The organism is Amycolatopsis sp. NPDC006125, from assembly GCF_040614195.1.
Lineage (GTDB): Bacteria > Actinomycetota > Actinomycetes > Mycobacteriales > Pseudonocardiaceae > Amycolatopsis_E > Amycolatopsis_E tucumanensis.
In genome coordinates this window covers 12143-28831 of record NZ_JBEXTZ010000018.1, presented here as the reverse complement: position 1 = coordinate 28831, position 16689 = coordinate 12143, and the positions used below count along the sequence as shown (strand labels likewise).

Genomic DNA, 16689 nt, shown 5'->3' with positions numbered 1-16689 from the left:
GGACGGTAGCGATCAACCATTGCGTGGCACCACGGAATTTTCAGTCCAGCAGGTGTTCCAGCACGATCCGCTCGTCCGCGCCGACGTACTCGGCGTAGTAGTCGAACAGGGCGCGCCGCGCCAGCCGGGCCGCCAGCGGGCCGTCGCCGTCCTCCACCGCGCGCAGCACTTCCTTGTGGTGCGCGACCGACGCCGCCATCAGCGACTGCCGGTCCGTCGAGTTCTCCAGCTTGCCCGCGATCAGGTCCAGCACCACCCCGCGCACGACCTTGCCGCACACCACGATCAGCGTGTTCCGCCCGGCCCGCGCGACCACGTCGTGGAACGCGACGTCCGCGCGGCTGAAGGTCGCGTAGTCGTCCAGGCTCTCGGTCATCGCCGCCAGCGCCGCGCGCAACTCCGACAGGTCCTCTTCGGTCCGCAGCTCGGCGGCCAGCCGGTACGCCGAGCCCTCCAGGATCATCCGGAACTGCAGCAGCTCGGCCAGCCCGAGCGTTTCCGCGCGCGCCAGCCGGTCCAGCGACTTCTGCAGGCTCGCCGGGGACGCGGGCAGGACCTCCGGCCCGCGCGGATCACCAGGGCGCGAGCGGATCACCTCGCCGGCCTGCAGGACCCGCAGCGCCTCGCGGATCGTGGAGCGGCTGACCCCGAACTGGGCCATCAGCTCGCGTTCGCCGGGCAGCCGCTCGCCCGGCCGGAGCCGGCCGGTGAGCACGGCCTGCTCGATCTGTTCCACGATCCGCTCGTAGGCGCGGACCGGGCTGACCGGCTCGAATTCCATCGTGTCTTGACCTTCACCCCGTGTGGTGCAAACCTAGGCTACTGGTCGGACCAGCATACTGACTCGGGGTGAGGATGAAAGTCCGAATTTCCGCGGCACTCGCGCTACTGCTGGTGGTTTCGGCCTGCTCCGCCGGATCCACGGCGACGGTCGGCTCCGGCCCGGACACGCTCGCGGTCGGGTTCACCGCCGAGCCGGCGAACTTCGACTTCACCCGCACCGACGGCACGGCCATCCCGCAGGCCCTGCTCTACAACGTCTACGAGGGCCTGGTGAAGCTCGACAGCAGCGGCAAGATCGTGCCGCTGCTCGCCAGGTCCTGGACCGTGAGCGAGGACAGGCGCACCTACGACTTCCAGCTCCAGCCCGGCGTGACGTTCAGCAACGGCGCGCCGTTCACCGCCGACGACGTGAAGTTCTCGATCGACCGGGTCAAGACCGACTGGACGATCTCCATCAAGTCCAAGATGGACGTCGTGGACCACGTCGAGGTGGTCGACCCGCTGCACGCCCGGGTGGTGCTGAAGAAACCCAGCAACGGCTGGCTGTTCGACATGACCGGCCGCGTCGGCGCGATGTTCAGCCCCACCGGGGTCGCCGACCTGGCGGGCAAGCCCGTCGGCACCGGGCCGTACGAGGTGCAGTCCCGGCGGCGCGGCGATTCGATCGTCCTGGCCGCCAACCCCGGCTACTGGGGCCGGAAACCGGCTTACCGGACCGTGATCCTGAAGTACATCAAGGATCCGACCGCGTTGAACAACGCGCTGCTCAGCAACGGCATCGACGTCATCGCGCAGATCACCGCGCCGGACTCGATCCCGCAGTTCGAGAACGACAACCGGTTCACCGTCCTGCAGGGCACCACGAACGGCGAGGTCGTGCTCTCCTTCAACGGCGCGAAAGCACCCTTCAACGACGTGCGCGTCCGCCGCGCGCTCACCCTGGCCATCGACCGCAAGGCGTTGCTGGACACCGCGTGGGCCGGTCGCGGCACGGTGCTCGGCAGCATGGTCCCGCCCACCGACCCCTGGTACGAGGACCTCGCCGGCTACTACCCGCACGACCCGGTGCAGGCGAAGACGCTGCTCGCCGAGGCGGGGCAGACGAACCTGTCGATCCGGCTGCGCGTCGCGAACCTGCCGTACGCGACGGCCGCCGCGCAGGTGGTCGCCTCGGATCTGGCCGACATCGGCGTGCAGGTCACGATCGAGCCGCTGGACTTCCCGGCCGTGTGGCTCAAGCAGGTCTTCACCGACCACGACTTCGACGCCTCGATCGTCCAGCACGTCGAAGCCCGTGACATCACCACCTTCGGCAACCCCAAGTACTACTGGGGCTACGACAACCCGCGGGTGAAGCAGCTCATCTCGGACGCGGACGCGGGCACGCCGGAGCAGCAGGTCGCGGACATGCGCGAGGCCGCCCGCACCATCACCGCGGACGCGGCCGCCGACTGGCTGTTCCTGTACCCGAACGTCGTGGTGGCGAAGAAGAAGGTGACCGGGCTCGCCGCCAACCAGGTCAGCGAGTCCTTCGACCTGACGGGGCTGGGCTGATGACCGCCGCGATCCTGCGCCGCGTGGCGATCCTGGTGGTCAGCGTGCTGGTCGCCTCCATCGTGGTGTTCGCGTTCATGGCGGTGCTGCCCGGCGATCCGGCGCAGGTCGCGCTCGGCATCAACGCCACCCCGGAGCTGCTCGCCAGGACGCGCGCCGACTTCGGGCTCGACCGGCCGCTGGTCGAGCAGTACCTGAGCTGGATGGGCGGGGTGCTGCAGGGCGACTTCGGCCGCTCCTACGTCACCGGCGAGGCGATCGGGCCGCAGCTGGTGGACCGGCTCGGCGTGACGTTGTGGCTGGTGGGCGCGGGGATGCTGGTCGCGGTCGTGCTCGCGGTGCCGTTCGGCGCGCTGGCCGCGGTGTGGCACCGGCGCTTCGGTGGCACGGCCATCTCCGGCCTGTCGCAGCTCGGGGTGGCGGTGCCGGCGTTCCTCGCCGGGATCCTGCTGGTGCAGGTGTTCGCGGTGCAGCTGCGGTGGCTGCCGTCGGGCGGGTGGACGCCGCCGAACGTCGACACCGGCGAGTTCCTGCGCGGGCTGATCCTGCCCGCGTTGTCGCTCGGGCTCGTGCAGGGCGCGGTGCTCACCCGGTACGTGCGCTCGGCGGTGCTGGACACGCTCGGCCAGGACTACCTGCGCACCGCCCGCTCTAAGGGCCTGCGTCCGTACCCGGCGCTGATGCGGCACGGCATGCGCAACGCCGCCGTCCCGGTGGTGACCGTGCTCGGGCTCCAGCTGACCACGCTGCTGGTCGGCGCGGTCGTGGTGGAGCGGGTGTTCGTGCTGCCCGGTCTGGGCAGCATGCTGCTGGACTCGGTGTCGGCGCGTGACCTGCTGTCGGTGCAGGGCATCGTGCTCGTGCTGGTGGTCGCGGTGCTGGTGGTCAACTTCGTGGTCGATCTGCTGTACGTGGTGATCGACCCCCGGCTGAGGACGGCGCGGTGAAGGGGCGGACATCGCCGGCGTTGATCGCCGGGGCGGTACTGGTCGGGCTCGTGGTGCTGGCGGCGCTGGTGTCGTTCGTGTGGACGCCGCACGATCCGCTGAAGGTCGAATCGACCGCCCGGCTGCTCGGGCCGGCCGGTGAGCACTGGTTCGGCACCGACAAGTTCGGCCGGGACGTGTTCAGCCAGATCCTCGTCGGCGCGCGCACGACGCTGTACGTCGGCGTGCTCGCGGTCGGCGTCGCCGCGCTGGTCGGGACGCCGCTGGGGATCCTGGCCGGGATGTCGAAGCGGTGGCTCGGCGAGTTCGTCATGCGGGTCAACGACCTGGTGCTCGCGTTCCCGGCGCTGCTGCTGGCGATCATGCTCGGCGCGGTCTACGGCGCGAGCACGGTCACCGCGATGATCGCGATCGGAGTCGCGACCATCCCGTCGTTCGCGCGGGTGGCCCGCTCCGGCACGTTGCAGGTGATGAGCACGGAGTACGTGCTGGCGGCGCGCTCGGCGGGCCGGTCGCGGTTCTTCATCGCGCGGCGGCACGTGCTGCCGAACATCGGCGGGCTGGTGATCGTGCAGTGCTCGGTGTCGTTCGGCATCGCGGTGCTGGCCGAGGCGGCGCTGTCGTTCCTCGGGTTCGGCACGCGGCCGCCGACGCCGTCCTGGGGGCGCATGCTGCAGGAGTCCCAGGAACTGCTGACCGTGCAACCGCGGCTCGCGCTGGTGCCGGGTCTGGCGATCGCGATCGCGGTGCTCGGGTTCAACCTGCTCGGCGACGGTCTGCGCGACCGACTCGACCCCCGGCTGGAGCGGCGATGACCCTCGAAGTTTCGGAGTTGTCCGTGCACGCCGGCGCGCACCCGCTGGTGCGCGAGGTGTCGTTCGCGGTCGGCGCCGGTGAGCGGGTCGGGCTGATCGGCGAGTCCGGGTCCGGCAAGTCGCTGACCGCGTCCGCGGTGATGGGCCTGCTGCCGGAGGGGTTGCGGGCGAGCGGTTCCGCGAAGCTGACCGGGACCGAGCTGCTGGGCGCGTCCGAACGCGAGCTGTCGCGTCGGCGGGGACGGGACCTGGCGATGGTGTTCCAGGAGCCGATGACCGCGCTGAACCCGCTGATGCGCGTCGGCCGCCAGGTCGCCGAGGCGATCCGGCTGCACACCCGCAAGTCGCGGCGAGCCGCACACGAGGCCGCGGTGGCGTTGCTGGACGCGGTGAAGCTGCCCGATCCGGAGCAGCTCGCCCGCGCCTACCCGCACCAGCTCTCCGGCGGTCAGCGGCAGCGGGTGGTGCTCGCGATCGCCCTGGCCAACGATCCGGCGCTGCTGATCTGCGACGAGCCGACGACGGCGCTGGACGTCACCGTGCAGGCGCAGGTGCTCGACCTGATCCTGACCGGAGTCGCGGAGCGGGAGACGGCGCTGCTGTTCATCACGCACGACCTCGCGGTGGTGGCGCGGGTGTGCACGCGGGTGCTCGTCATGCTCGAGGGCCGGATCGTCGAAGAGGGGTCCACTTCGGACGTTCTCACCCGGCCGCGGCACGACTACACGAAGAAGCTGCTGGCCGCGTCGGACCTGGAGGCGGCGTGATCGAACTGCGGGACGTCCACCGCCACTACCGGCGGCCACGCGAGGTGCACGCGCTGCGCGGGGTGTCGTTCACCGTCGCGGCCGGGCAGCGCTTCGGCATCGTCGGCGAATCCGGCTCCGGCAAGTCCACCCTGGTGCGCCTGCTGGCCGGGCTGGACCGGCCCACCTCCGGCGAGATCTCCTTCGACGGCAGGCGCATCGACGGCCTGCCCGAGCGGAAGCTGGGGTTCCTGCGCAACGCGTTGCAGGTGGTGTTCCAGGACCCGATGGGCTCGCTCGACCCGCGGATGCGCGTGCGGGACATCATTTCCGAACCGCTGGGCCGCCGCGATCCGGACCGCGTCGCGGAGCTGCTGACCGCGGTCGGGTTGCCGCCGGACGCGGCGAGCCGGTACCCGCACCAGTTCTCCGGCGGGCAGCGGCAGCGAATTTCGATCGCCCGCGCGCTCGCGCCGCGCCCGCGGGTGCTGATCGCGGACGAGCCGGTCAGCGCGCTGGACGTGTCGGTGCGCAAGCAGATCCTCGACCTCCTCGCCGAGCTGACCGAGCGCTTCGAGCTGACGCTGGTGTTCGTTTCGCACGACCTCGCCGTGGTACGCCGGGTCTGCGACACGGTCGCCGTGATGCGTTCCGGGGAGCTCGTCGAGCTGGGCGCGGTGGAACAGGTCTACGGCGATCCGCGACATCCCTACACGAGGGAGCTCGTCGCGGCGGCCCCGAACCTGCGTGCGGAACTGGCCAGGCTGCAGGGAGGACGATGATGTTCGACCCCTATCCCGACGGACTGCCGATCGGGTCCGACTGGGTGTCCACACCGGACACGACGGAGATCAGGTTCCCCTACGACGGCTGCGTGGTCGCGCGGGCGCCGGTCGGCACGCCCGACCTGGCGCACCTCGCGGTCAACGAGGCGGTGCTCGTCGCGCGTGAGGTGGCGAAGCTGCCCTCGCACGTGCGCCGCGAGGTGCTGCTGGGCGTGCACCGGTCGCTGGTGGAGTGGCGGGACGAGCTGGAGGGACTGCTGGTCGTGGAGACCGGCAAGCCGCTCGTCGACTGCCGCGTCGAGGTCGCCCGCACCATGGTGACGTGGCAGGCCGCGGCCGAGGAGGTCGCCCGGCTGCACGGCGAGACCGTGCCGCTGGACCTGCTGCCCGCCGGCGAGGGGCTCACCGGGTTCTGGGTGCGCAAGCCGATCGGCGTGGTCGTCGGCATCGCCGGGTTCAACTACCCGCTGCTGCTCGCCTCGCACAAGATCGCGCCCGCCATCGCGGCGGGGTGCCCGGTGATCGTGAAACCGGCGCCGCAGACGCCGCTGTCGACGTTGTGGCTGGTGCACCTCGTGCGCGAGGCCGCTGCGGCCGTGGACGCGCCGCTGCCGATGGTCCAGCTGGTCACCGGTGATGCCGAGGTCGGATCCGCGCTGGTCACCGACCCGCGGATCGGCGCGGTGTCGTTCACCGGCTCGGCTGCCGTCGGGCACCGGATCGCGAAGGACGCGGCGCCGCGGAAGACCCTGCTGGAACTGGGTTCGAACTCGGCGCTGGTGGTCGCCGAGGACGCCGACCTCGACGCGGCCGTGGACGCGGTGCTGCGCGGCGGGTTCTACGCGTCCGGGCAGGCGTGCATCTCCGTGCAGCGGCTGCTCGTCGTCGACGCGGTGGCGGACGAGTTCACCGAACGCCTGCTGGCCCGGCTGCCCGAGGTCGTCACCGGCGACCCGCGGGACGAGAAGACCCGGGTGTCCGCGTTGATCGACGAACGGTCCACCCGTCGCGTGCTGGACTGGATCTCGGCGGCGGTCGCCGCGGGCGCGAAGGTGGCCGCGGGCGGCGAGGCGGTGGACGGGATCATCCGGCCGACCGTGCTGACGGACGTGCCCGACGGCGTGGACTGCTGGGACGAGGAGATCTTCGGGCCGGTGGTCTGCCTGCGCCGCGTGGCCGACGTGGACACGGCGTTCGCGCAGGTCAACGACTCGCGGTACGGGCTGCACGCGAGCGTGTTCACCCGCTCGCTGCGCACCGCGATGCGGGCGCTCGACGAGCTGGAGGTCGGCGGTGTCGTGGTGAACGAGGTGCCCGGGTTCCGGTCGGACACCATGCCCTACGGCGGCGTGAAGGACTCCGGCATCGGGCGCGAGGGACCGCGGTTCGCGATCGACGAGCTGACCGTGACGCGAATGGCGGTGATCAGGGCGTGAACTACGAGAAGCTGTTCCGGCTCGACGGGAAGCGTGCCGTGGTGCTCGGCGCGGGCAGCGGCATCGGCCGCGAGTCGGCGCTCGCGCTCGCCGCGCACGGCGCGGAGGTGGTCTGCGCGGACCGCAACGCCGCCGCCGCGGCGGAGACCGCGCGCGAGATCCGCGGCGACTCCTACGAGATCGACGTGCTGGACTCCTCCGCCGTCGAGCGGGCGGCGGGCGAGCTCGGTGTGCTGGACGTCGTCGTGCTGACCGCGGCGACGAACGTGCGCAAACGCCTGCTCGACTACCGGCGCGAGGAGTTCGACCGGGTCGTCGCGCTCAACCTCGGCGCGACCTTCGACGTCGTCCGGGCCTTCGGCGCGGGGATGGTCGAGCGTGGGCGCGGCAGCATCATCGGGTTCTCCTCGATCCGCGGCACCACCGTCGAACCCGGTCAGGGGCCGTACGCGGCGACGAAGGCGGGGCTCGTGCAGCTGTTCCGCACCGCGGCCGCCGAGTTCGGGCCGTCCGGCGTGCGGGTCAACGCGATCGCGCCCGGCGTGGTCGAGACGCCGCTGACCGAACAGATCAAGGCCAGCCCCGACTGGTACGCCGCGTACGCGGGCAAGAGCGCGCTCGGCCGCTGGGCCAAGGCGTCCGAGCTGGCCGGGGCCGTCGTCTACCTGGCCTCCGACGCCGCGAGCTTCGTCACCGGGGCGGTGCTGGCCGTCGACGGCGGCTGGACCGCGGTGGACGGCCGCTACACACCGCCGGAATGAGGAGGGACCCGTGGAGCCGACCGATCTGACCGCGACCGAGCTGCTCGCCGCCTACCGCGCCGGGACGTTGTCCCCGGTCGAGGTCACCGAGGCGGTGCTGACCCGCATCGACGCGCTGGAGGCGTCCCTGCACGCGCTCTACGCCTACGACCCGTCGCAGGCGCGGGACGCGGCCAAGGCGTCCGAGCAGCGGTGGGTCGCGGGGGAGGCGGGGCCCCTCGACGGCGTGCCGCTCACGCTGAAGGAGAACATCGCGACCAAGGGCACGCCGGTGCCGCTGGGCACCGCGGCCACCGAACTGGTCCCGGCCCCGGCCGACGCGCCCGCCGCCGCCCGCGTCCGCGAGGCCGGTGCGGTGCTGCTCGGCAAGACCACGATGCCCGACTACGGGATGCTGACCTCGGGGTTGTCCAGCTTCCACACCGCGAGCCGCAACCCGTGGGACCTCTCGCGGACGCCCGGCGGGTCGAGCGCGGGCGCCGCCGCCGCGGCCGCCGCCGGGTACGGGCCGCTGCACGTCGGCACCGACATCGGCGGTTCGATCCGGCTGCCCGCCGGGTGGTGCGGGCTGGTCGGCCTGAAGCCGAGCTTCGGGCGGGTGCCGGTGCACCCGCCGTTCGCCGGGCGGGTCGCCGGGCCCATGACGCGCACGGTGGCGGACGCGGCGTTGCTGATGGGTGTGGTGTCCGCGCCGGACAGCCGGGACCACCTGAGCCTGCCGCCGGCGGAAATCGCCTGGTCACAATTGGAACTCGACGTCACCGGACTGCGCCTGGGCCTGCAGCTGGACGCCGGGGTCGGGCTGCCGGTGGAGGACGACGTGCGGGCCGCGGTGCTCGACGCGGCGAGCCGGTTCGAGGCGGCCGGCGCGATCGTCGAACCGGTCGAACCCTTCCTGACCAGGGAAATGCTGGACGGGCTCGACGACTTCTGGCGCGTGCGGGCGTGGTGCGACATCAGCGCGCTGCCACCGGAACGGCAGGCGCTGGTGCTGCCGTACATCGCCGCCTGGGCGCAGGGCGGCGCGGAGGTCTCCGGTGTCGCGGCGTACCGCGGGTTCGCCCAGATGGACGCGATCAGCGTCGCCGCGCTGCGCGCCGGTGAGCCGTACGACTTCGTCCTGTCGCCGACCTGCCCGGTTTCCGCCCCGCCCGCGGAGTGGGCGTCGCCGACGAACGACCCGGAGCGGCCGTTCGAGCACATCGCGTTCACCGTGCCCTACAACATGTCCGGCCAGCCCGCGGTGTCGTTGAACTGCGGTTATACGAGTGGGGGACAGCCGGTCGGGCTGCAGATCGCCGGACGGCGCTTCGACGACCTCGGTGTGCTGCAGCTGGCTGCGGCGTTCGAAGGAATTCGCGGCCCGCAACGGTCGCCGGGGGTGTGAAGACGCGCCATCTGGGGGACGATCGGACCCATGCGGATGGTGTACACCGGAGCGGACGAGGAAGAGTTCATCGACGCCCGGCAGCGGCTGCTCGTCGAGCTGGACGCCTGGTCGCAGATGCGGCAACGGGTGGTGGACCCGGTGGTCGCCGGGGCGATGCTGGACTTCCGCTTCGAACGGGACGGCCTGCTCGGCCGCTGGACGCGTGACATCCTCCGCAACGCGCTGCTGGTGTGGTTCCCGCGCAAGGTCGTGCTGCTCGACCCGCACTCCTCGGCCGTGCTGTCCACGGTCGAGGCGCTGATGGACTTCTTCGACGACGCCGACCTGCTGGACGAGCGCAGCGAGCAGCCGGCCGTGCTGCGCACGTACCTGACCGCGATCGCCGACCGGTTCGACACGGCGATGAACGAGCCGTCGAACTTCGGGCTGGCCAAGTTCTGGGCCGTCGCGATGGCCGAGCACGGCATCGACCCGCTGAACGAGGTGGCCGCGCAGGCGTTCATCGACCGGGTGCGGCGGGGTGAGGTCGAGGTCGACCAGACGCTGCTGCACGACCTGGCGTACCGCCACTACCAGGGCGACCCGGACGCGGAGGCGGCCGCGCCGTCCCCGGTGTTCCCGCTCGCGTCGCCCGACCGGCTGGCGGCGGAGGCCGAGGTCACGGCGGTGGTGCCGCAGCTGCGCCGGTTCGTCGAGTGGGTCGGCGACGGCCGGGACCTGGCGGAGATCAGCGCGCCTGCCGAGTTCGTCGCGATGGCCAAGCGGGCCGGGGTGGTGCGCGTCTACCGCGGTCGGCTGGTGCCGGTGAAGAAGGCGGCGCGGCGGCTGGCCGACCCGGTCGAGCTGTGGCGGGCGGCGGTGGCCTCGGTCCTGGGCAACCCGGTCGCGGCCGAGATGGTCACCGAACTGGCTTCGGAGCCGGCCACGATCCCGATGCTGGTGGAGATGCTGGGCGGCGACGGCGGCACGATCCTGCGGGTGGTGCACCGGCTGGCCGAGTACGGGCTGGTGGAGATCTTCCCGGCGGGCGAGGAGCACGTCGAGGACCTGCTGGACTTCGCCGGGGTGGACTACCTCGACGAGGTGCCCGAGGAGGAGCGGCAGGTCGTGCAACTGCTGCCGCTCGGCGTGCAGGCGGCCTACGAACTGCGGGTCGCCGAGGGCGAGCCGGTGCTGACGGTGGACGACCTCGCGACCGAGACGGCGGAGGTCCTGTTCGCGCGCCTGGCGCCGCTGGACGCGCAGGTGCTCGACGAGGGCTCGGCGACGTGGCTGCGCGCCCGGGACCCCGAACGCGCGATCGCCGAGCTGTCGGCGCTGGCCCGCCGCACGGACGACTTCGAACACCTGATGCTGACGTTCCGGCTGCTGGCGCGGCTCGGCGGCGACGGCGTCGCGGCGATCGCCGCCCTGCGGGACCACTCGGCAGCAGGCCCAGCCGCGACGACGTGGCTGTTCGACGCCGGCCTGATCGACCGCAGCGAGGTCGCCGGCCGCGAGCGCACGTACAGCAAGGTGGACCTCCTGGCGGCGGACATCCGGACGGAAGGCCGGGAAAAGGCCCTCGCCGACTTCGCCTCACAACCCCGGCCGGACCAACTGCTGTTCCTGGCAGGAGCGACGATCTGCGGCCACCCGAGCGCACGCGAAGTGCTCGAATCGGTCGTCGTGGCACACCCCGACCGCGCCGTGTCCAACGCGGCGCGCAAGGCACTGGACTGGCTGCACGACGAACCGTTCTGAACGAACGAACCAAGGTAGCTGGGTGGTCATCCCGTCGCCTGACACCGGCGCGATCACCTTGAGCCAGGGCCGCAACCCAGGCCGCCAACCGGCGGCCGAACATGCCAACCTTGCGGCCCTGGATCAAGGTGATATGCACAAACCGGAAGGCGACGGGATGACCACCCAGCGACCACTTCGCCGAGGTAAGACGAGGCACCCAACCCCTGGTCATCCCGGAGCCTGCCCGTCCGGCGAGGACTATCTTTTGATCTTTAAACCCGGGCCTTCGCGCGGAAAAAGCGCCTCACGGCGCTCGAAAGGTCACCTTCCGACCACCCCCGCCCCCGATGCCTGATTGTGTTTCAGTCGCCGAGCAGCCGTGTCAAGGCGGGAAAGAGTACCTTGACCCCGCTGATCGGCGACTAAAGATCGGCTGTGGATCGGGGGCGGGGGAGGTCTGGTTGGGGTAGTCGGCTCATTTCCGTTGCCGGCTTGCGGTTGTACTCAAAGAAAAAAGCGCCCTCCCCGATCTGTCGGGAAGGGCGCCTTTTCGTTCTTGTTATTCGAACTTTTCGCCTGCTTCGGCCTTCTTCACCAGCGACTCCGGCGGCTGGAAGTGCTCACCGTACTTCTCGGCCAGCTCCTTCGCCCGCGCCACGAAACCGGGCAGGCCGCCCTCGTACTGGTTGATGTACTGGATGACACCGCCGGTCCACGCCGGGAAACCGATGCCGAAGATCGAGCCGATGTTGGCGTCCTGCACGGACATCAGCACGCCCTCGTCGAAGCAGCGCACCGTCTCCAGCGCCTCGGCGAACAGCATGCGCTCCTGCAGGTCCTTGAACGGCACGTTGCCACTGCCGGACTTGAACGCCTCCCGCAGGCCGGGCCACAGTCCGACGCGCTTGCCGTTCTCGTCGTAGGAGTAGAAGCCCGCGCCGCTGGACCGGCCTTTGCGGTCGAACTCGTCGATCATCCGGTCGATGACCGCCTCGGAGGCGTGCGCCTTCCAGGTGCCACCGGCGGCCTCGATCGCCGACTTCGTCTCCTCACGGATCTTGCGCGGCAGGGTCAGCGTCAGCTCGTCCATCAGCTGCAGCGGCGGCGCCGGGTAGCCTGCCTGCGAACCGGCCTGCTCGATCGACGCCGGCTCGACGCCCTCGCCGAGCGCGGCGACCGCCTCGTTGATGAACGTGCCGATCACCCGGCTGGTGAAGAAGCCGCGGCTGTCGTTGACCACGATCGGCGTCTTCTTGATCTGCAGGGTGTAGTCGAAGACCTTCGCCAGGGTGGCGTCCGAGGTCTTCTCCCCGCGGATGATCTCCACCAGCGGCATCTTGTCGACCGGCGAGAAGAAGTGGATGCCGATGAAGTCCTCCTGCCGCTGCACGCCCTGCGCCAGGCCGGTGATGGGCAGCGTGGAGGTGTTCGACCCGAGCACGGCGTCCGGGTTGACGATGTTCTCGATCTCGCCGAAGACCTTGTGCTTGAGCTCCTGGCTCTCGAACACGGCCTCGATCACGAAGTCCACCCCGGCGAAGTCCGCCGGGTCGGCCGTCGGCTTGATGCGCGCCAGCAGCGCGTCCGACTTCTCCTTCGTGGTCTTGCCGCGGGACAGCGCCTTCTCTTCGAGCTTGACCGCGTAGCCCTTGCCCTTCTCGGCCGCCTCCAGCGAGACGTCCTTGAGCACGACCTCGATCCCGGCCTTCGCCGACACATAGGCGATCGCGGCGCCCATCATGCCCGCGCCGAGTACGCCGACCTTCTGCGCCTGGTACTTCTCGTACCCGTCCGGGCGGGAACCGCCGGAGTTGATGTGCTGCAGGTCGAAGAAGAACGCCTTCGTCATGTTCTTCGCGACCTGGCCGGTGACCAGGCTGACGAAGTAGCGGGTCTCGATCTGCGTCGCGGTCTCGATGTCGACCTGCGCGCCCTCGACCGCGGCGGCCAGGATGGCGCGCGGGGCGGGCATCGGGGCGCCCTTGAGCTGCTTGCGCAGGTTCGCCGGGAACGCGGGCAGGTTCGCCGCGAACTTCGGGTTCGACGGGGAGCCGCCGGGCATCTTGTAGCCCTTGACGTCCCACGGCTGCTGCGCCTCGGGGTTGGCCTTCACCCACTCCTTGGCCTTCGGCAGCAGCTCGTCCACACTGGACACGGCCTCGTGCACGAGGCCCAGCTCCAGCGCCTTCGCCGGCTTGTGCCGCTGACCCTGCACCAGCACGTTCAGCACGGCGCTCTGGATGCCGAGCAGCCGCACGGTGCGCGCCACGCCACCGCCGCCGGGCAGCAGGCCCAGCGTCACCTCGGGCAGGCCGATGACGGTGCCCGGCACGTCCGCGACGATCCGGTGGTGCGTGGCCAGCGCGATCTCCAGGCCACCGCCCAGCGCCGCGCCGTTGATGGCGGCCACGACCGGCTTGCCGAGGGTCTCCAGCTTGCGCAGCTGGGCCTTCATGGCGTTGGTGCTCTCGGTGATCTCGGCCGCGTGCTCCGGCGTGGCCTGGATCAGGTCACGCAGGTCACCGCCCGCGAAGAAGGTCTTCTTCGCCGAGGTGATCACGACACCGGTGATCGAGTCCTTTTCGGACTCCAGCCGCTCGACCGTGTTCTTGAAGGACTCGCGGAAGTCGGCGTTCATCGTGTTGGCCGACTGGTTGGGGTCGTCCAGGGTGAGCACGACGATGCCGTCGGAGTCCTGGTCCCAGCGAATAGTGTTGGTCATGATCACACCCGCTCGATGATCGTCGCGATACCCATTCCGCCGCCGATGCACAGCGACAGCAGCGCGCGCCGCGCCTGGCGCCGCTCCAGCTCGTCGACCATGGTGCCGAGGATCATGGCACCGGTCGCGCCGAGCGGGTGGCCCATCGCGATCGCCCCGCCGTTGACGTTGACCTTCTCGTCCGGCAGCTTCAGGTCCTTCATCCACTTGAGCACGACGGAGGCGAACGCCTCGTTCAGCTCGAACAGGTCGATGTCGTCGACCGTCAGGCCGGCGATGTCGAGGACCTTCTTCGTGGCCGGAGTGGGGCCGGTGAGCATGATCGTCGGGTCGGACCCGGTGATCGCGGCCGCCACGATGCGGGCACGCGGGGTCAGGCCCAGGTCCTTGCCGACCTGCTCGTTGCCGAGCAGCACCAGCGCGGCGCCGTCGACGATGCCCGAGGAGTTGCCGCCGGTGTGGACGTGGTTGATCTTCTCGACCGAGTGGTACTTCTGCAGCGCCACCGCGTCGAAGCCGCCGAACTCGCCGATCGTCTCGAACGCGGGCTTCAGCTTGGCCAGGCTCTCCAGCGTGGTGCCGGGGCGGCGGTGCTCGTCGTGGTCGAGGATCGTGACGCCGTTGATGTCCTTGACCGGCACGACCGACTTCGCGAAGTAGCCGCCGGACCAGGCCGCCTCGGCCTTCTCCTGCGAGCGGACCGCGAACCGGTCGACGTCCTCACGGCTGAAGCCCTCGATGGTGGCGATCAGGTCCGCGCCGATGCCCTGCGGCACGAAGTACGTGTCGTAGTTCGTGGCCGGGTCGGTGAACATCGGGCCGCCGTCGGAGCCCATCGGCACGCGCGACATCGACTCGACGCCACCGGCGATGATCAGGTTCTCCCAGCCGGAGCGCACCCGGGCGGCGGCCTGGTTGACGGCCTCCAGACCCGAGGAGCAGAAGCGGTTGAGCTGGACACCGGCGACGGTGTCGGGCAGGCCGGCGGCCATCGCCGCGGCGCGCGCGATGTCGGCGCCCTGGTCACCGACCGGCGAGACGACGCCGAGGATGATGTCGTTGATCGCGGCCGGGTCCAGGCCCGGGTGCCGCGCCTGGAGTTCGTGAATCAGTCCGGTCACGAGGTCGATCGGCTTCACCCCGTGCAGGGATCCACCCTTGTTCTTGCCACGGGGCGTCCGGATCGCCTCGTAGATGTATGCCTCGTTGCTCACACCGACGGTCCTTCCTGCTTACTGCATCCGTCTGGGTCTGACGCTAATTGCCACTAACATACTCCGCCCGAATCCCCTGGTGTCAACCGTTTGCAGGGGGGCTCACTCAGGCTAGAGTGGAATCACCATGTCGAGCACCTCCCGCCGCCCCGACCGCAAGAGCCAGCTGGCCGGCCTCGCCGCCGAGCTGTTCCGCGCTCGCGGCTACCACGGCGTCGGCATCAACGACATCGCCGCGGCGGCCGGCATCACTGGGCCCGCCCTGTACCGGCACTTCGCGGACAAGCAGGCGATCCTCGCGTACGTGCTGCTCGGCGGGGTGCAGGAGATGGAGGACGCGACCGCGGCCGCGTTGTCCAGCCTGCGGCGGCCGGACGGCGCCCAGGTGGAGCGGCTGTTGCGGGGCATCGCGGAGGCGTCGGTGGAGCGGCGCGACGTGGCGGCGCTGTGGCGGTGGGAGGGGCGGCACCTTTCGCCGGAGGACCAGCGCGAGATCGCCCGGCGGTCGACGGCGCTGCTGTCGTCGTGGGCCAAGGAGCTCATGAACCTGCGCGCCGACCTGGGGCCGGCGGACGCGGAGCTGCTGTGCTGGGCGGCGATGAGCGTGTTTGGCAGCGTTTCGGTCCACCGGACGTCCGTGGCGCGGAAGCGGTTCGCCGAGTTGCTGGCGGAGCTGGCGCGGCGGGTGCTGCACGTGCGGCTGCCGTCGGAGGTCGTCGAGGACGAGCCGGTGCCGGTGGGCGTCGGGGTGCCGTCCCGGCGGGAGCAGATCCTGTCGGCGGCCGCGGAGCTGTTCCACCGCAAGGGTTTCCACGCGGTGAGCATGGAGGACATCGGCGCGGCGGCCGGCATCGCGGGCCCGAGCGTGTACCGGCACTTTTCGAGCAAGGCGGCGCTACTGGGGGCGATCGCGCGGCGGGCGGGCGACCGGTTGCTGCTGGACGCCGAACGGGTGCGCCTGAGCAGCGCCGACGAGACGGAGGCGCTGCGTGGGCTGATCGAATCGTACGTGCGGGTGCTGACCGGTTCGGCGGAGCTGGCGGTCTCGTTCTCGGCCGACGCGGTCAACTACGCGGAGGACGAGGGCCCCGAGCTGCTGCGCATCCAGCGGGACTACGTGGCGCAGTGGGTGAGCCTGCTGGGCGCGGCGCAGCCGGCGCTGAACCCGCGCGAAGCGAAGATCACGGTCCACGCGGCGCTGACGATTGCGAACGACCTGTCCCGCACGCGGCGGGTCAACTCCCGGCCGGGGCTGGCGGCCGAGCTGCGCGTCCTGATGGCGGCGGTGCTGGACCTGGATTAGGGCTTTGGCAGCAGGGGTTCGAGCCGGCCGGCGAGCTCCTGCGCCGCCGTGCAGACCTGATCGCGAACATCGGACCGCGAAATCGAGGCGATGACCAGGGCGCGCGCATGCTCACCGACCGCTAGGCCGACCTCGCACATCCCATCCGCTGGAGAACCCACCTGAAGCGCGCTGCGGCCGTTCACCTGCGTGGACACCGCCCGCGGTTCCTGGGCCTGCAGTTCGGCAAGGCCCTGGACCGGATCAAGCGCGATCGCGAGGGCGCCGTACTCGCTCTTGGAAGCGACACACTCGTTCCGCACCGTCTTCCGCTCACCGGGCTGGAAGCCCTGACCGGCGAGCAGCTGGTCGAGCACAGTGCAGGCATCGAGCGAACGCAGCAGATCGGAAGCGTTCGTCCCGGTCGGCGAGGCGGTCACGGCCGGATCCGGCGCCGGGGCACCGTCCACGGTGGCGGTGCACGCAGCTAACCCCAGGGCGACACCGGCCAGAAGGCTCGCCATACCTG

Annotated in this window: 14 protein-coding genes; 10 read left to right on the top strand and 4 right to left on the bottom strand. The window is 70.8% G+C overall.

Translation table 11 applies throughout. The annotated features are described in order from the left end of the window. Nucleotides 1-40 precede the first annotated feature (40 nt). Entirely contained in the window at nucleotides 41-781 is a 741-nt protein-coding gene (locus ABZ193_RS11890) for a FadR/GntR family transcriptional regulator (protein ID WP_354709814.1), read from the bottom strand. A gap of 74 nt (nucleotides 782-855) precedes the next feature. On the opposite strand from ABZ193_RS11890, the gene ABZ193_RS11885 reads away from it, so the two are divergent. Genes ABZ193_RS11885 through ABZ193_RS11845 form a run of 9 tightly spaced genes read left to right on the top strand, consistent with a single transcriptional unit; the run spans nucleotide 856 to nucleotide 10960 of the window. Next, a complete protein-coding gene (locus tag ABZ193_RS11885) occupies nucleotides 856-2337 on the top strand; it encodes an ABC transporter substrate-binding protein (RefSeq protein WP_027935592.1) in 1482 nt (493 codons plus the stop codon). Further along, a complete protein-coding gene (locus ABZ193_RS11880; RefSeq protein WP_020416288.1) occupies nucleotides 2337-3284 on the top strand; it encodes an ABC transporter permease in 948 nt (315 codons plus the stop codon). Before ABZ193_RS11885 ends, ABZ193_RS11880 begins: the two co-directional genes overlap by 1 nt. After that, nucleotides 3281-4099 (top strand): ABC transporter permease, encoded by an 819-nt coding sequence (locus tag ABZ193_RS11875; RefSeq protein WP_354709812.1) that lies wholly within the window; start codon nucleotides 3281-3283, stop codon nucleotides 4097-4099. The genes ABZ193_RS11880 and ABZ193_RS11875 overlap by 4 nt, the downstream gene beginning before the upstream one ends. Further along, nucleotides 4096-4866 carry an ABC transporter ATP-binding protein gene (locus ABZ193_RS11870; RefSeq protein ID WP_354709811.1) on the top strand — a complete coding sequence of 257 codons (771 nt, stop codon included), beginning with the start codon at nucleotides 4096-4098 and terminating at the stop codon, nucleotides 4864-4866. The genes ABZ193_RS11875 and ABZ193_RS11870 overlap by 4 nt, the downstream gene beginning before the upstream one ends. Continuing rightward, nucleotides 4863-5627 (top strand): ATP-binding cassette domain-containing protein, encoded by a 765-nt coding sequence (locus ABZ193_RS11865; RefSeq protein WP_020416291.1) that lies wholly within the window; start codon nucleotides 4863-4865, stop codon nucleotides 5625-5627. The genes ABZ193_RS11870 and ABZ193_RS11865 overlap by 4 nt, the downstream gene beginning before the upstream one ends. Beyond that, nucleotides 5627-7066 (top strand): aldehyde dehydrogenase family protein, encoded by a 1440-nt coding sequence (locus ABZ193_RS11860; protein WP_354709844.1) that lies wholly within the window; start codon nucleotides 5627-5629, stop codon nucleotides 7064-7066. Before ABZ193_RS11865 ends, ABZ193_RS11860 begins: the two co-directional genes overlap by 1 nt. Then, a complete protein-coding gene (locus ABZ193_RS11855; protein ID WP_354709809.1) occupies nucleotides 7063-7827 on the top strand; it encodes an SDR family NAD(P)-dependent oxidoreductase in 765 nt (254 codons plus the stop codon). Before ABZ193_RS11860 ends, ABZ193_RS11855 begins: the two co-directional genes overlap by 4 nt. 10 nt (nucleotides 7828-7837) lie before the next feature. After that, a complete protein-coding gene (locus tag ABZ193_RS11850; RefSeq protein WP_354709808.1) occupies nucleotides 7838-9214 on the top strand; it encodes an amidase in 1377 nt (458 codons plus the stop codon). 30 nt (nucleotides 9215-9244) lie between these two features. Next, the gene (locus ABZ193_RS11845) at nucleotides 9245-10960 is read left to right on the top strand and encodes a hypothetical protein (protein ID WP_020416295.1); all 1716 of its coding nucleotides are present in this window, start codon (nucleotides 9245-9247) and stop codon (nucleotides 10958-10960) included. A 541-nt stretch (nucleotides 10961-11501) separates the two neighbouring features. Here the strand turns inward: ABZ193_RS11845 and ABZ193_RS11840 are convergent. Next, complete coding sequence (locus ABZ193_RS11840) at nucleotides 11502-13664, bottom strand: 3-hydroxyacyl-CoA dehydrogenase NAD-binding domain-containing protein (RefSeq protein WP_354709806.1); 2163 nt, start codon at nucleotides 13662-13664, stop codon at nucleotides 11502-11504. A gap of 2 nt (nucleotides 13665-13666) precedes the next feature. Next, nucleotides 13667-14878: an acetyl-CoA C-acetyltransferase gene (locus ABZ193_RS11835; RefSeq protein WP_027934221.1), complete on the bottom strand. Its 1212-nt coding sequence runs from the start codon at nucleotides 14876-14878 to the stop codon at nucleotides 13667-13669. A gap of 127 nt (nucleotides 14879-15005) precedes the next feature. Between ABZ193_RS11835 and ABZ193_RS11830 the strand changes: the two genes are divergently transcribed. Continuing rightward, nucleotides 15006-16181 (top strand): TetR/AcrR family transcriptional regulator, encoded by a 1176-nt coding sequence (locus ABZ193_RS11830; protein WP_354709804.1) that lies wholly within the window; start codon nucleotides 15006-15008, stop codon nucleotides 16179-16181. Here the strand turns inward: ABZ193_RS11830 and ABZ193_RS11825 are convergent. Continuing rightward, complete coding sequence (locus ABZ193_RS11825) at nucleotides 16178-16684, bottom strand: DUF3558 domain-containing protein (protein WP_354709803.1); 507 nt, start codon at nucleotides 16682-16684, stop codon at nucleotides 16178-16180. The two genes, ABZ193_RS11830 and ABZ193_RS11825, sit on opposite strands and share 4 nt — an antisense overlap. Nucleotides 16685-16689 lie beyond the last annotated feature (5 nt).

What these genes read in the sequence shown, in the direction of transcription:
- ABZ193_RS11890 (WP_354709814.1), bottom strand. Translation starts at nt 781, where the DNA reads ATGGAATTCGAGCCGGTCAGCCCGGTCCGCGCCTACGAGCGGATCGTG.
- ABZ193_RS11885 (WP_027935592.1), top strand. Translation starts at nt 856, where the DNA reads ATGAAAGTCCGAATTTCCGCGGCACTCGCGCTACTGCTGGTGGTTTCG.
- ABZ193_RS11880 (WP_020416288.1), top strand. Translation starts at nt 2,337, where the DNA reads ATGACCGCCGCGATCCTGCGCCGCGTGGCGATCCTGGTGGTCAGCGTG.
- ABZ193_RS11870 (WP_354709811.1), top strand. Translation starts at nt 4,096, where the DNA reads ATGACCCTCGAAGTTTCGGAGTTGTCCGTGCACGCCGGCGCGCACCCG.
- ABZ193_RS11860 (WP_354709844.1), top strand. Translation starts at nt 5,627, where the DNA reads ATGTTCGACCCCTATCCCGACGGACTGCCGATCGGGTCCGACTGGGTG.
- ABZ193_RS11845 (WP_020416295.1), top strand. Translation starts at nt 9,245, where the DNA reads ATGCGGATGGTGTACACCGGAGCGGACGAGGAAGAGTTCATCGACGCC.
- ABZ193_RS11840 (WP_354709806.1), bottom strand. Translation starts at nt 13,664, where the DNA reads ATGACCAACACTATTCGCTGGGACCAGGACTCCGACGGCATCGTCGTG.
- ABZ193_RS11830 (WP_354709804.1), top strand. Translation starts at nt 15,006, where the DNA reads ATGTCGAGCACCTCCCGCCGCCCCGACCGCAAGAGCCAGCTGGCCGGC.
- ABZ193_RS11825 (WP_354709803.1), bottom strand. Translation starts at nt 16,684, where the DNA reads ATGGCGAGCCTTCTGGCCGGTGTCGCCCTGGGGTTAGCTGCGTGCACC.